Annotated in this window: 16 protein-coding genes; 5 read left to right on the top strand and 11 right to left on the bottom strand. The window is 54.5% G+C overall.

The window, feature by feature from the left end; translation table 11 throughout:
• Window positions 1-71: 71 nt before the first annotated feature.
• The 3 genes from arcB (at window position 72) to mtgA (ending at window position 4013) form a co-directional block, all read left to right on the top strand.
• Window positions 72-2405: an aerobic respiration two-component sensor histidine kinase ArcB gene (gene arcB, locus LBF07_RS09035; RefSeq protein WP_094934470.1), complete on the top strand. Its 2334-nt coding sequence runs from the start codon at window positions 72-74 to the stop codon at window positions 2403-2405.
• A 232-nt stretch (window positions 2406-2637) separates the two neighbouring features.
• A complete protein-coding gene (elbB, locus tag LBF07_RS09030; RefSeq protein ID WP_094934469.1) occupies window positions 2638-3291 on the top strand; it encodes an isoprenoid biosynthesis glyoxalase ElbB in 654 nt (217 codons plus the stop codon).
• Window positions 3288-4013 carry a monofunctional biosynthetic peptidoglycan transglycosylase gene (mtgA, locus tag LBF07_RS09025; RefSeq protein ID WP_094934468.1) on the top strand — a complete coding sequence of 242 codons (726 nt, stop codon included), beginning with the start codon at window positions 3288-3290 and terminating at the stop codon, window positions 4011-4013. Before elbB ends, mtgA begins: the two co-directional genes overlap by 4 nt.
• Window positions 4014-4052: 39 nt before the next feature.
• Here the strand turns inward: mtgA and npr are convergent, their stop codons facing one another.
• From npr to LBF07_RS08970, 11 genes are all read right to left on the bottom strand, one after another.
• Window positions 4053-4325, bottom strand: a complete 273-nt coding sequence (gene npr, locus LBF07_RS09020; RefSeq protein WP_003861872.1) for a PTS phosphocarrier protein NPr — start codon at window positions 4323-4325, stop codon at window positions 4053-4055.
• Complete coding sequence (gene rapZ / locus LBF07_RS09015; protein ID WP_014885397.1) at window positions 4322-5176, bottom strand: RNase adapter RapZ; 855 nt, start codon at window positions 5174-5176, stop codon at window positions 4322-4324. The genes npr and rapZ overlap by 4 nt, the downstream gene beginning before the upstream one ends.
• 45 nt (window positions 5177-5221) lie before the next feature.
• Window positions 5222-5713, bottom strand: coding sequence for a PTS IIA-like nitrogen regulatory protein PtsN (ptsN, locus tag LBF07_RS09010; protein WP_008501443.1), 492 nt, complete (start codon window positions 5711-5713; stop codon window positions 5222-5224).
• Window positions 5714-5795: 82 nt separating this feature from the next.
• On the bottom strand, window positions 5796-6083 hold the full coding sequence (gene hpf / locus LBF07_RS09005; protein ID WP_008501444.1) for a ribosome hibernation promoting factor: 288 nt from the start codon (window positions 6081-6083) through the stop codon (window positions 5796-5798).
• A gap of 22 nt (window positions 6084-6105) precedes the next feature.
• Complete coding sequence (rpoN, locus tag LBF07_RS09000; protein WP_023309360.1) at window positions 6106-7539, bottom strand: RNA polymerase factor sigma-54; 1434 nt, start codon at window positions 7537-7539, stop codon at window positions 6106-6108.
• A 47-nt stretch (window positions 7540-7586) separates the two neighbouring features.
• Window positions 7587-8312, bottom strand: a complete 726-nt coding sequence (gene lptB / locus LBF07_RS08995) for an LPS export ABC transporter ATP-binding protein (RefSeq protein ID WP_033146751.1) — start codon at window positions 8310-8312, stop codon at window positions 7587-7589.
• Window positions 8313-8318: 6 nt separating this feature from the next.
• Window positions 8319-8873, bottom strand: a complete 555-nt coding sequence (gene lptA, locus LBF07_RS08990; RefSeq protein WP_033146750.1) for a lipopolysaccharide ABC transporter substrate-binding protein LptA — start codon at window positions 8871-8873, stop codon at window positions 8319-8321.
• On the bottom strand, window positions 8842-9417 hold the full coding sequence (gene lptC / locus LBF07_RS08985; protein ID WP_033146749.1) for an LPS export ABC transporter periplasmic protein LptC: 576 nt from the start codon (window positions 9415-9417) through the stop codon (window positions 8842-8844). The genes lptA and lptC overlap by 32 nt, the downstream gene beginning before the upstream one ends.
• Window positions 9414-9980 (bottom strand): 3-deoxy-manno-octulosonate-8-phosphatase KdsC, encoded by a 567-nt coding sequence (gene kdsC / locus LBF07_RS08980; RefSeq protein ID WP_023309356.1) that lies wholly within the window; start codon window positions 9978-9980, stop codon window positions 9414-9416. Before kdsC ends, lptC begins: the two co-directional genes overlap by 4 nt.
• 14 nt (window positions 9981-9994) lie before the next feature.
• On the bottom strand, window positions 9995-10981 hold the full coding sequence (kdsD, locus tag LBF07_RS08975) for an arabinose-5-phosphate isomerase KdsD (protein ID WP_032659705.1): 987 nt from the start codon (window positions 10979-10981) through the stop codon (window positions 9995-9997).
• Between the two features lie 13 nt (window positions 10982-10994).
• A complete protein-coding gene (locus LBF07_RS08970; RefSeq protein WP_094934467.1) occupies window positions 10995-11972 on the bottom strand; it encodes a calcium/sodium antiporter in 978 nt (325 codons plus the stop codon).
• Window positions 11973-12199: 227 nt separating this feature from the next.
• Here LBF07_RS08970 and mlaF point away from each other — a divergent pair, with 227 nt between their 5' ends.
• Window positions 12200-13012: a phospholipid ABC transporter ATP-binding protein MlaF gene (gene mlaF / locus LBF07_RS08965; RefSeq protein ID WP_024906354.1), complete on the top strand. Its 813-nt coding sequence runs from the start codon at window positions 12200-12202 to the stop codon at window positions 13010-13012.
• Window positions 13013-13019: 7 nt separating this feature from the next.
• Window positions 13020-13802: a lipid asymmetry maintenance ABC transporter permease subunit MlaE gene (gene mlaE, locus LBF07_RS08960; RefSeq protein WP_010436044.1), complete on the top strand. Its 783-nt coding sequence runs from the start codon at window positions 13020-13022 to the stop codon at window positions 13800-13802.
• Window positions 13803-13806: the final 4 nt, after the last annotated feature.

Genomic DNA, 13806 nt, shown 5'->3' with positions numbered 1-13806 from the left:
TTCTCACAACCTTCAACGCCTCGCCCTGAATTTGAGTATTATTGAGCGATAAAGTCGTGAAGGGATCCTCTATGAAGCAAATTCGAATGCTTGCCCAGTATTACGTCGACCTGATGATGAAGCTTGGGCTGGTGCGTTTCTCCATGCTGCTTGCGCTGGCGCTGGTCGTTCTGGCCATTGTCGTACAAATGGCCGTCACCATGGTTCTGCATGGTCAGGTCGAGAGTATCGACGTCATCCGCTCCATCTTCTTTGGCTTGCTCATTACGCCCTGGGCGGTCTATTTCCTTTCCGTAGTGGTTGAACAGCTGGAAGAGTCCCGTCAGCGTCTGTCAAAACTGGTCGATAAACTGGAAGAGATGCGCGAGCGCGACCTGAAGCTCAACGTCCAGCTTAAAGACAATATTGCGCAGCTGAATCAGGAGATTTCCGATCGTGAGAAGGCGGAAGCCGAGCGTCAGGCCACGCTGGAGCAGCTGAAAATCGAAATGAAAGAGCGCGAGGTCACGCAGATCCAGCTTGAGCAGCAATCCTCTTTCCTGCGGTCGTTCCTCGATGCTTCGCCGGATCTGGTGTTTTACCGTAATGAAGATAAAGAATTTTCCGGCTGTAACCGGGCGATGGAGCTGCTCACCGGGAAAAGCGAGAAGCAGCTGATTAACCTGAAGCCGCAGGACGTTTACTCTGAAGAGGCGGCGGCCAAGGTTATGGAGACGGACGAAAAAGTATTCCGCCATAACGTCTCGCTGACCTATGAACAGTGGCTGGATTACCCGGACGGACGCAAGGCCTGCTTTGAGATCCGTAAGGTGCCCTACTATGACCGCGTGGGGAAACGCCACGGCCTGATGGGCTTTGGCCGCGATATCACCGAGCGTAAGCGCTACCAGGATGCCCTGGAGCGCGCCAGCCGCGATAAGACTACCTTTATCTCCACCATCAGCCACGAGCTGCGTACGCCGCTTAATGGCATTGTCGGGCTGAGCCGTATTCTGCTGGATACCGACCTGACCGCAGAGCAGGAAAAATACCTCAAGACTATCCATGTATCCGCGGTCACGCTGGGTAATATCTTCAACGATATTATTGATATGGATAAGATGGAGCGCCGTAAAGTTCAGCTTGATAATCAGCCGGTTGATTTCACCAGCTTCCTTGCCGACCTCGAAAATCTCTCCGGCCTGCAGGCGCAGCAGAAGGGACTGAGCTTTGTCATGGATCCCACCCTGCCGCTGCCGCATAAAGTGGTGACCGACGGCACGCGTCTGCGTCAGATCCTGTGGAATCTCATCAGCAACGCGGTGAAATTTACCCAGAAGGGGCAGGTGGCGGTGCGCATCCGCTTTGACGAAGGCGATATGCTGCACTTCGAGGTGGAAGACTCCGGGATGGGTATTCCGCAGGAGGAGCAGGACAAAATTTTCGCGATGTACTACCAGGTGAAGGACAGCAACGGCGGGAAACCGGCGACAGGAACGGGCATTGGCCTGGCGGTCTCTAAGCGGCTGGCGAAGAGCATGGGGGGCGATATCACCGTTGTCAGCCAGCCGGGCAAAGGATCAACCTTCACGCTGACGGTCCATGCGCCGGCGGTGGCGGAGGAAGTTGAGGATACCTTTGAAAACGACGACATGCCGCTGCCCGCGCTGCACGTTCTGCTGGTGGAAGACATTGAGTTGAACGTGATTGTGGCGCGCTCGGTGCTGGAAAAACTGGGCAATAGCGTGGATGTCGCGATGACCGGTAAGGCCGCGCTGGATATGTTTAAACCGGGCGAATACGATCTTGTTCTGCTCGATATCCAGCTGCCGGATATGACCGGGCTGGATATCTCTCGTGAGCTGACGCGTCAGTACGCGGCCGACGAGCTGCCGCCGCTGGTGGCGCTGACGGCGAACGTGCTGAAAGACAAAAAAGAGTATCTCGATGCCGGTATGGACGATGTACTCAGCAAGCCGCTAGCGGTGCCTGCTCTGACCGCCATGATTAAAAAGTTCTGGGATACCCGTGATGAAGAGGAGAGCACCATGACGTCTGTTGATAGCGCAAAAGCCCAAACGATACTCGATACCGCGATGCTGGAGCAGTACATCGAACTGGTGGGTCCGAAACTGATTACCGATGGTCTGGCGGTGTTCGAAAAAATGATGCCGGGCTATCTGAGCGTGCTGGAATCAAACCTGACCGCCCGGGACCAGAAGGGCATCGTCGAAGAAGGACATAAAATCAAAGGCGCCGCCGGTTCGGTCGGTTTACGCCATCTGCAGCAGCTGGGTCAACAGATTCAGTCGCCTGATTTACCTGCATGGGAAGATAACGTGGGTGATTGGGTTGAAGAGATGAAACAAGAGTGGCAAAACGATGTGGCGGTGCTTAAAGCCTGGGTCGACGCCAGAAAAAAATGACCCCGGATTAACCGGGGTGCGCGAATACTGCGCCAACACCAGGGAAATCGTGGCTGCGCCTGTTTTATAAAGTTATTTTCGAAAGGGCGCTGCCTGAAAAATTTAGGCCGCACGCAGATAAGATAGCAAATCTTAAATGGTTTGTTACATGAATCAGTGAAATGTGTGAAGCATAGCGTTTTAATCAAAATTATTAATGTGCTTCAGCAAGTTGCAGAAAAGGATTGTCATGATGAAAAAGATTGGTGTCGTGCTGAGCGGATGCGGTGTTTACGATGGTTCTGAAATACATGAAGCCGTAATCACGCTGCTGGCCCTGGCTAAGCAGGGAGCAGAGGTTATTTGTTTTGCGCCGGACAAAAATCAGGCGGATGTGATTAATCATCTGACCGGCGAGCCGATGGCGGAAACCCGTAATGTACTGATTGAAGCCGCGCGTATTGTGCGAGGTGATATCCATCCTCTTATTCAGGCAGACCCTACAGAGCTTGATGCGCTTATTGTGCCGGGTGGGTTTGGCGCGGCCAAAAATCTCAGTACCTTTGCTGCGCAGGGAGCGGAGTGTCAGGTCGATCCTCATTTAAAGGCGCTGTCGCAAGCCATGCACGCGGCAGGAAAACCGCAGGGCTTTATCTGCATCGCGCCGGCAATGCTGCCCAGGATTTTTGATTTCCCGCTGCGCCTGACTATCGGGACGGATATTGATACCGCAGAGATCGTCGAGGAAATGGGGGGCGAACACGTTCCGTGCCCGGTTGATGACATTGTGGTTGATGAAGATAACAAAATTGTCACCACGCCGGCTTATATGCTGGCGAATAATATCGCTGAGGCGGCCTCAGGTATTGAAAAGCTGGTGGCTCGCGTGCTGGTGCTGACTGAATGAGGCGTAAATTTGCCGCAGGCGCAGGGGTGAAACGTTTTCTCTTGCGCATCGTACTTGTGCTGGCGGTATTCTGGGGCGGCGGGCTGGCTTTATTCAGCATTATGCCGGTTCCGTTCTCTGCCGTTATGGTTGAGCGCCAGCTCGGCGCGTGGTTCAGCGGCGATTTCAGCTATGTTGCCCACTCTGACTGGGTGAGCATGGACGAGATCTCCCCGTTCATGGGGCTGGCGGTCATCGCGGCGGAGGACCAGAAATTCCCGGAGCACTGGGGGTTCGACGTGGCGGCCATTGAGAAGGCGCTAGCCCATAACGAACGCCATGAAAACCGCGTGCGCGGGGCATCAACCTTGTCGCAGCAGACGGCCAAAAACCTGTTTCTGTGGGATGGTCGAAGCTGGGTGCGAAAAGGGCTGGAAGCAGGGTTGACCCTGGGGATGGAAACGGTCTGGAGCAAAAAACGAATTCTGACCGTCTATCTCAACGTCGCTGAGTTTGGCGATGGTATTTTTGGCGTGGAAGCTGCCGCACAGCGGTATTTCAATAAGCCAGCCAGCCGTCTGAGCATGTCAGAAGCAGCGCTATTGGCCGCTGTGTTACCGAACCCTATCCGCTTTAAGGCCAGTGCCCCATCAGGTTATGTGCGAAGCCGTCAGGCGTGGATTATGCGCCAGATGAATCAGCTGGGTGGAGAGGGGTTTATGCAGCGTAATAATCTTATGTAGGGCGGGTAAGCGCAGCGCTACCCGCCTGAATAGCAGACCTTAATCTTCGTCGAATCCTGCGTTAAACAGGGCAATCACCGCCGCCAGCGCTTCCTCTTCCTGAGGGCCGGTGGCTTCTACTTCAATCTGGCGCCCTTTGGCGGAATCCAGCATCAGCAGCGCAATCACGCTGTTCGCCTCCGCTTCGGTGCCTTCGTCATTCCGCAGCAGAACCTCTGCATCGAAACCCTGCATCAGCTCAAACAACTTCATCGCCGGGCGTGCATGCATACCCAGCTTGTTGGTGATCTCAACGGTTTGTTTTACGGTCATGTTTTACGTTTTTCCAGCGTGCGATGACGGGACTGAACGTTCTTCCCGCGCGAGCGGAAATAGTCGGCCAGCTGTTCGGCGATGTAAACCGAACGATGTTTACCGCCGGTACAGCCAATCGCCACCGTCAGGTAGCTACGATTGTTTGTCTCCAGCATAGGTAACCATAGCTCAAGGTAGCTTCGCGTCTGGTAGATAAAATTGTGTACTTCTGTGTGCCGGTCGAGGAACGCCGCCACCGGCTTATCCAGACCGGTCATTGGACGCAGTTTTGGATCCCAGTGCGGGTTCGGCAGGAAGCGCACGTCGAAAACATAATCCGCATCAATCGGAATACCGTGCTTAAAGCCGAAGGATTCGAACACCATCGTCAGTTCGCGCTCGCGTTTACCCAACAGCCGGGTACGCAGCATTTCCGCCAGCTCGTGAACGGACATCTCAGAGGTGTCGACAATCAGGTCGGCACGAGAACGCAGCGGCTCCAGCAGGTCGCTCTCTTCATCGATAGCGCTCTCCAGAGAGAGGTTCTTGCTGGATAGCGGGTGCAAACGACGGGTATCGCTGTAGCGGCGGATCAGCGTATTGCGGTCTGCATCGAGGAACAGCAGCTGAGGCGAGAACGCGTCAGGCAGGTTGCTCATGGCCTGTTCGAAGATCTCTGGCGATTCAGGCATGTTACGAACGTCGATACTGACGGCGGCAGAGGTTTGTCTCTCCGCCAGCGTGCGGGCCAGATCGGGTAACAACACGACCGGCAGGTTATCGACGCAGTAAAAACCCATGTCTTCCAGGGCGCGCAGAGCAACGGATTTCCCCGACCCTGAACGGCCACTGACAATCATCAGCACCATGTTCCGTTTCTCCTCAGGACAACAGATGTGAAGGCCATCTCCTGGTTATGCATCATCCTGATTGCCTTCTGCTTCAGTGATAATTTGATAGAGCTCTTCATCACTTTGGGCCGAGCGCAGTCGACGGCAAATGGTTTTATCGGCCAGACGTTTTGCGACCAGCGACAGCGTATGCAGATGGGTTTTCGTCTGGTCGGCAGGTACCAGCAGCGCGAAGAGGAGATCGACGGGCTGGTTATCAATGGCATCGAAGGCGATGGGTGTTTCAAGCTGCACAAACACACCAACGGCACGCAGGGTATCCTCTTCCAGTTTGCCGTGCGGGATCGCGATGCCGTTGCCGATACCGGTACTGCCCATTTTTTCACGGGTCAGAATCGCTTCGAACACCACCTGCGGCGGCAGGCCCAGCTGTTTGGCAGCCAGTTCACTGATGATCTCCAGCGCACGTTTTTTGCTCTGGCAGTGAACCGCACTGCGGGTACATTCCTGGTTAAGGACATTGCTCAGTTGAAGAGCGGAATCGTTGTTCATCATAATTTCACCTAAGCGCTAACTGTACAAATGGCCTGTTGTGTTTCACAACAGGCCGTCCTGCACCCGTTAACTGCCCGGACAATTAGTGTTGTTTCAGTTTATCTTTATGTTTATTGAGCTGTCGTGCAAGCTTATCAATCAAGCCGTCGATAGCAGCGTACATGTCTTGCCCTTCCGCACTGGCATGCAGTTCACCCCCGTTAACATGCAGGGTGGCATCCGAGATATGAGTCACTTTCTCCACTTTCAACACAATATAGACCTGATTGATCCTTTCGAAATACTGCTCGAGTTTTGCAAACTTCGCGTTCACAAAGTCGCGTAAAGCCTCAGTAATTTCGACGTTTTGTCCAGTGATGTTGAGCTGCATAGTGTCTTCCTTATCGGTTGTGTCAGACCAGCTGTTTACGCTGGTTGGACGGCGGAATGGATAAAGACTCTCGATACTTCGCAACAGTACGACGTGCCACCATAATACCCTGATCGGACAGCATGGTGGTTAACTTACTGTCGCTTAGTGGCTTCGCGGGGTTCTCCGCGGCGATCAACTTCTTCACCAGGGCACGAATGGCCGTTGACGACGCTTCGCCGCCGCCCTCGGTATTCACATGGCTGGAGAAGAAATACTTAAGCTCAAAAATACCGCGTGGACTGTGCAGATACTTCTGCGTGGTGACACGGGAAATGGTTGATTCATGCATTTCGACGGCCTGGGCGATATCCGCCAGTACCATCGGTTTCATATACTCTTCGCCCTGCTCAAAGAACGCCTGCTGCTGTTCGACAATACAGCGGCTGACGCGCAGCAGCGTATCATTTCGGCTCTCCAGACTTTTGATCAACCATCGCGCTTCCTGAAGATTGCTACGAATATATTGATTGTCGGAGTCGTTACGCGCGCTGGTGCACATGGAGGCATACTGCTGGTTGATTTGCAGGCGAGGGATGCTGTCTGAGTTCAGTTCAACGACCCAGCGGTCATTGTGTTTTCTGACCAGCACATCCGGGATCACGTACTCGGGCTCGCTGGTTTGGATCGACTGTCCCGGGCGCGGATCGAGCGACTGGATCAGATTTACCGCTTCTTTCAGCACCTCTTCCTTCAGGCGCGTGACGCGCATCAGGGAGCGGAAATCGTGGTTGGCCAGCAGATCCAGATGATCGCTAATAATTAAGCGCGCCTCGTCGATCCATGGCGTCTCTTTGCTGAACTGAGATAGCTGGATCAGCAGGCAGTCGCGCAGATCTTTTGCGGCCACGCCTACCGGATCGAAACGCTGGATGCGCTTCAGTACGGCTTCGACTTCCTCAAGCTCAATCTCGTCGTCGCCCATGCTTTCCAGGATATCGTCCAGCGTGACGGTCAAATAGCCGGTGTCGTCAACGGCATCGACAATTGAGGTGGCAATCGCGCGGTCGGTATCGGAGAAGGGGGTGAGTTCCACCTGCCACATCAGGTAATCCTGCAGCGACTGGGTGGTCTCTCCCTGATAGACCGGTAGCTCATCATCCTGGTAGTCTGCACGCGTACCGGAAGGAGTTCCGGCGGTGTAGATTTCATCCCAGCTGGCATCCAGCGGTAGCTCGTCGGGCATCTCTTTTTGTTCGAGTGCATCCGCGGTGTCGAGCGCTTCTGTATCCTGTGACTGCTGAGTATCTACCTCGTCATGAAGATCGGTTTGTTCCAGCAGGGGGTTGCTGTCCAGCGCCTGCTGGAGCTCCTGCTGAAGTTCTAACGTGGACAGTTGCAACAGGCGAATTGCCTGCTGTAGCTGCGGCGTCATTGCCAGTTGTTGGCTGAGCCTTAATTGCAAACCTTGCTTCATGTTCAGAGCATTTTTCTCCGGTTCGGCGTTACGTTACCTCTACCCTATCAGAGTCTGAAGTCTTCCCCAAGATAGACGCGCTTAACATGATCGTCTTCGAGGATCTGCTGCGGCGTACCGTGGGCGATCAGATTGCCCTGGCTGACAATATACGCGCGTTCACACACGGCCAGCGTTTCACGGACGTTGTGGTCGGTGATCAGTACGCCAAGCCCGCTGTCACGCAGGTGTTCAATGATGCGTTTAATGTCGATAACCGAGATCGGGTCAACGCCGGCAAACGGTTCATCCAGAAGGATAAATTTCGGGTTTGCGGCCAGCGCACGTGCAATCTCAACACGACGGCGTTCACCCCCGGAGAGTGCCTGACCGAGGCTGTCGCGCAGATGCTCAATGTGGAACTCTTCCATCAATTCGTTGGCACGATCCTGACGCTGTTCGCTGGTCAGATCGTTACGAATTTCCAGGACCGCCATCAGGTTATCGTAAACGCTAAGACGACGGAAAATGGAGGCTTCCTGCGGCAGGTAGCCGATCCCGCGACGCGCGCGCGCGTGCAGCGGCAGAAGGCTGATGTCTTCATCGTCAATGATAATGTTGCCGGCATCGCGCGGCACAATGCCAACGACCATGTAGAAGGTGGTGGTTTTACCCGCACCGTTAGGGCCAAGCAGCCCTACAATTTCGCCGGAGTTGACGGTCAGACTGACATCTTCTACGACACGGCGGCCCTTGTAGGCCTTCGCGAGATTTTTTGCAGTTAATGTTGCCATAACGAATTAGTTACTCTTCTTCTGTGCCGGGGCCTGGCCTTTGCCTTTGTCCTGCAGCTGCGACGGAACCAGGACGGTCGTGACGCGTTTGCCTTTCTCGCTGGAGGCCTGCATTTTTTGCTCTTTCACCAGATAGGTGATCTGGTCGCCGGTAATGTTGCTGTCCAGCTGTTCCAGATACGCGTTTCCGGTCAGGATGACCAGGTCCTTCGCCAGCTCATAGTGCATATGCGAGGCGCGGCCTTTCACCGGCTTGCCGTTATCCTGCATCTGGTAGAAGGTGGCCGGGTTGCCGTAACCATCAATGATCTCTTTGCCCTGCTCGCCACCCGGACGGGTCACGACCACTTTGTCGGCGTTAATTTTGATGGTGCCCTGAGTCATGACGACGTTACCCGTGAAGGTGACGACGTTGCCCTGCATATCGAGAGACTGGGTATCAGACTCGATATGGATCGGTTGGTCGGTATCGCCCGTTACAGCAAGCGCGGGGAGACTGGTCGCCAGCATCGCGCTGGCGATAATTACTTTAAGGCTGAGTTTGTTTGTTTTGAATTTCATAGGAGGTTCTAACCTTTTCAATCAGCTCGGCGTTCTTGCTGCGTAAGTTCCCGCGCATTCTCAAACCGCTGGAATTAAATGTTGTGCCATACAGTGTGACCAGATCCTGCGAGGTCACGTCCTGGGTTACCAGGTTAATTTGGGCATTATCCGTCGTAATTTTTCGCAGTTGCGAGTCAGCGGTCAGGGCGTTGACTTCAACGTGGCCATACAGATAAAGCATACGGTCATTTGTCAGTTTTGCCCGATCTGACTTAATTGACCACGTCGGCACTTTGTCCTTATCAAATGTGGTCATGACAGGTTGGGTAAACCACGAAATACCGTCATCTGAAAAATATTCAACATGCTGGGCAATCAGGCGATAGTTCAGCGCGCCTTCCGGGCTGTAGACCACGGTGTCGCTGTGATCGCTTTTATAGGTTGGATCGTTATTGTTGACCACTTCCGTTTGCGGATCGTCGCGATCGGCAAGGTTCACGCCAATCAATACCAGTGCGACAAGCGAAAGCAAAATGATAATCCAGCGTCTGGTTTTACTCATATCGATTGCCCTTTGGCCTCATCAAGCTTGCCCTGCGCCAGCAAAAGCAGATCGCAGACTTCACGTACGGCACCACGGCCCCCGTTGATGTGGGTAACGTAGTCAGCGCGCGGGATCAGCAGCGGATGCGCATCGGCAACGGCGATGCTCAGCCCGACTTCAGCCATCACGGGCCAGTCAATCAGATCGTCCCCGACGTAGGCTACGTTTTCCGGCGCGATAGCCAGTTTACCCAGTAAATCCTTAAACGCCGCCATCTTATCGGATTGACCCTGATACAGATGGGTAATTCCTAAGGTTTCACAGCGGTCTTCTACCAGTTTAGCTTTTCGCCCGGTGATGATAGCCACCTCAATACCCGAGGTGAGCGCGCAGCGGATACCGTAGCCGTCGCGAACGTTAAACGCTTTCAGCTCTTCACCATTATTGCCCATGTAAATCAGGCCATCGGAAAGTACGCCATCCACGTCCAGGATGAGCAGACGAATGTTTTCCGCCTTTGCCATCATCTGGGTACTGACCGGTCCATAACAGGTTGCAAGGGATGCACCCGCATTACTCATTGTCTTATCCTTCATTACACTACGCCTGCGCGCAGCAGATCATGCATATGTACCACACCCAGCAACTGGTCGCCATCGGCAACCATCACTGAGGTAATGTGGCGGGACTGCATCAGGTTCAGCACATCCACGGCCAGCGTACCCGGACGGACGCGGATACCGCCCGGCGTCATCACATCGGCAATGCCGAGCGTGCGGACATCTACACCCATGTCGAACACGCGGCGCAGGTCGCCATCGGTGAAGATCCCCTGAATTTTCATCAGATCGTCGCACACGACCGTCATACCCAGATTCTTACGGGTGATTTCCAGCAGCGCATCACGCAGGGAGGCTTCTTTACTGACGTGAGGGATCTCATCCCCGGTGTGCATAATATCGTTTACCCGAAGCAGAAGCTTGCGCCCCAGCGCGCCGCCCGGGTGGGAAAGCGCGAAATCTTCCGGCGTAAAACCGCGGGCTTCGAGCAGCGCGACGGCAAGCGCATCACCCATCACCAGTGCGGCGGTGGTGCTGGACGTCGGCGCCAGGCCGAGCGGACAGGCCTCCTTGGGCACTTTCACGCACAGGTGAATATCGGCTGCCCGCGCCATGCTGCTTTCCGGACGGCTGGTCATGCAAATAAGCGGCACCTGCAGTCGCTTCAGTACCGGGATCAGCGCCAGAATTTCATTGGACTCCCCGGAGTTGGACAGCGCGATGACGATATCCTGCGGCGTGACCATACCCAGGTCACCGTGCGCGGCTTCCCCCGGATGTACAAAGAAGGAAGAGGTTCCGGTACTGGCAAACGTTGCCGCCATTTTGCGTCCAATGTGGCCGGACTTACCCATCCCCATCACCACGACTTTGCCGGCACAGTAGAACATCTTCTCACATGCCAGACTAAAATCCTGATTAATGTACCGATCTAACTGCGCCAGACCTTCACGTTCAATCTCCAGAACCTCTTTGCCTGCTTTCTGAAAGTCAAAACCCGGCTGCAATTCTATTTGCGACATAATGCGTTTCCGTTTACCCAGAGAGAAGAGGCGAGAGCCAGTACAGCATCGCCATCCATACGATAAATCCACCCGTCAGCAGCGCGCCTGCGCCTTTGCCGATCTGTCGTTGCCGCCGCCAGCAGAGCAGGGCAAATATCACGCTGACCAATAACATCACGCCGTAGTCGCGTGATAACGCCAGGGGATTAAAGGGCCCTGGCGTTATCAGGGCCGGCAGGCCCATCACAATGGCGATATTAAATATGTTGGAACCGATGATATTACCAATGGCAATGTCATCCTCACCTTTCCGTGCCCCCGCAATGGCCGTGGCCAGCTCCGGCAGGCTGGTGCCGATGGCAATCACCGTCAGGCCAATGGTCAGTTCACTGATGGCGAAATAGTTCGCCAGCACGGTCGCGTTATCCACGACCATGCGCGTTGCCATCGGCATGATGATCAGCGCAACGCCAAGCCAGAGCAGGGCAACAGGCAGCGTGCCTTCTCGCGGCAGTTCGGCGACCTGCTCCCGCGTGAGGCTATCCTGACCCTGCTTCTCAGCCAGACGGGCGATTTTAACACTATACAGCAGCCAGATGACGGCCAGCGCCAGCAGGAAAATGCCGTCGCTGTAGCTCAGCACACCATCGTAAAATACGCAGCCTGCCAGCAGGCTTACGATTAACATTAGCGGCAATTCACGGCGCAGAACATCAGAATGCACGCGAAATGGATGGAGCAGTGCGGCCAGGCCCAAAATCAAGAGTATATTGACGATGTTGGAGCCAATCGCGGTACCAACTGCCAGGTCTAACTGACCATGCAGCGATGCCGAGACAGAGACGATGATTTCAGGAAGTGACGTTCCAACACTCACCACGGTCATCCCGATGACGACAGGCGGTACGCCGGTCAGGCGACACAGGATAGATGCAGCAAACACTAAACGGTCAGCACTGTAGACCACCAAAAGTAAACCAATTATTAACAGTGCTGTTGCTAAAAGCATCAAAAGTCCTTTCTTCAGGTATACTCGTCGGTCCATCGCACGGGAATGGCTGGACTGCATACAGTCTGAGGCGTAACGAATTCCTAATTTTGACTTTATGCGCCGGAAAAGTAAAACAAATGCCAGCTTTCGCTAACCTCAACGGCTATTATTCTGTAAAAATGCGGAGTTGAGGGCTGATTCAGGCGGCATGCCTTAACGTGAGCAGGGTAATAAAGGAACCATAAATGAGCCAAACGATGGCGAATTTAGTCGATGTTCGCGGCGTGAGTTTTTCTCGCGCCAACAGATTGATATTTGATGATATTTCGTTGACCGTACCGCGTGGCAAAATCACTGCCATCATGGGGCCGTCCGGGATCGGTAAAACGACCCTGCTGCGCCTTATTGGTGGGCAGATCCCACCTGATAGCGGTGAAATCCTCTTTGATGGCGAAAACATCCCGGAGATGTCACGCTCGCGTCTGTATACTGTCCGCAAACGCATGAGCATGCTCTTTCAGTCGGGAGCCTTGTTCACCGACATGAATGTCTTTGATAACGTGGCCTATCCGCTGCGTGAGCATACCAGCCTGCCGCCAGAACTGCTGAAAAGCACGGTGATGATGAAGCTCGAAGCCGTCGGTTTGCGGGGCGCTGCAAAGCTGATGCCTTCGGAGCTGTCCGGCGGGATGGCGCGCCGCGCCGCGCTGGCACGCGCCATTGCATTAGAACCTGATTTAATCATGTTCGACGAACCGTTTGTTGGACAGGATCCCATCACGATGGGCGTGCTGGTGAAGCTCATCTCTGAACTGAACAGCGCGCTTGGCGTCACCTGCATTGTAGTATCTCACGATGTACCGGAAGTATTGAGCATTGCCGATTACGCCTATATTGTGGCGGACAAAAAGATCGTCGCACACGGTAGCGCTCAGGCGCTGCAGGAAAATTGCGATCCGCGCGTGCGGCAGTTCCTTGACGGTATTGCCGATGGCCCTGTGCCATTCCGCTACCCGGCGGGCGACTATCGTGACGATTTACTGGGAATAGGGAGTTAAGCCACTCATGCTGTTAAATGCGTTGGCCGCTCTCGGACACCGTGGCATAAAAACCATCAGGACGTTCGGGCGTGCCGGATTGATGTTATTCAACGCGCTGGTCGGCAAGCCGGAATTCCGTAAGCACGCACCGCTGCTGGTGCGGCAGCTTTATAATGTCGGCGTGCTGTCGATGCTCATCATCATTGTCTCCGGTCTGTTTATCGGTATGGTGCTTGGGCTGCAGGGCTATCTGGTTCTGACAACCTACAGTGCGGAAACCAGCCTCGGGATGCTGGTGGCGCTCTCGCTGCTGCGCGAGCTGGGGCCGGTTGTGGCGGCGCTGTTGTTCGCCGGGCGCGCGGGGTCGGCATTAACGGCTGAAATTGGCCTGATGCGTGCGACCGAGCAGCTCTCCAGCATGGAGATGATGGCGGTCGATCCGCTGCGTCGCGTGATCTCGCCGCGTTTCTGGGCTGGGGTGATCTCTTTACCGTTACTGACTATTCTGTTTGTCGCCGTGGGTATCTGGGGCGGTTCGCTGGTTGGTGTGCACTGGAAAGGCATTGATGCCGGTTTCTTCTGGTCCGCGATGCAGGACGCCATCGACCTGCGAATGGATCTGGTTAACTGCCTGATTAAAAGCGTGGTATTTGCCATTACGGTCACCTGGATTGCATTGTTCAATGGTTACGATGCCATCCCGACGTCGGCGGGCATTAGCCGCGCAACTACACGTACAGTCGTACATTCGTCGCTGGCCGTACTGGGTCTGGATTTTGTGCTCACCGCACTGATGTTTGGGAATTGAGTTC

Origin of the sequence: Enterobacter cloacae complex sp. ECL352 (assembly GCF_020149545.1) — a bacterium.
GTDB lineage: Bacteria > Pseudomonadota > Gammaproteobacteria > Enterobacterales > Enterobacteriaceae > Enterobacter > Enterobacter asburiae_B.
Note: the sequence above shows the minus strand (reverse complement) of the source record. Positions and strands in the feature narration are given on the sequence as shown.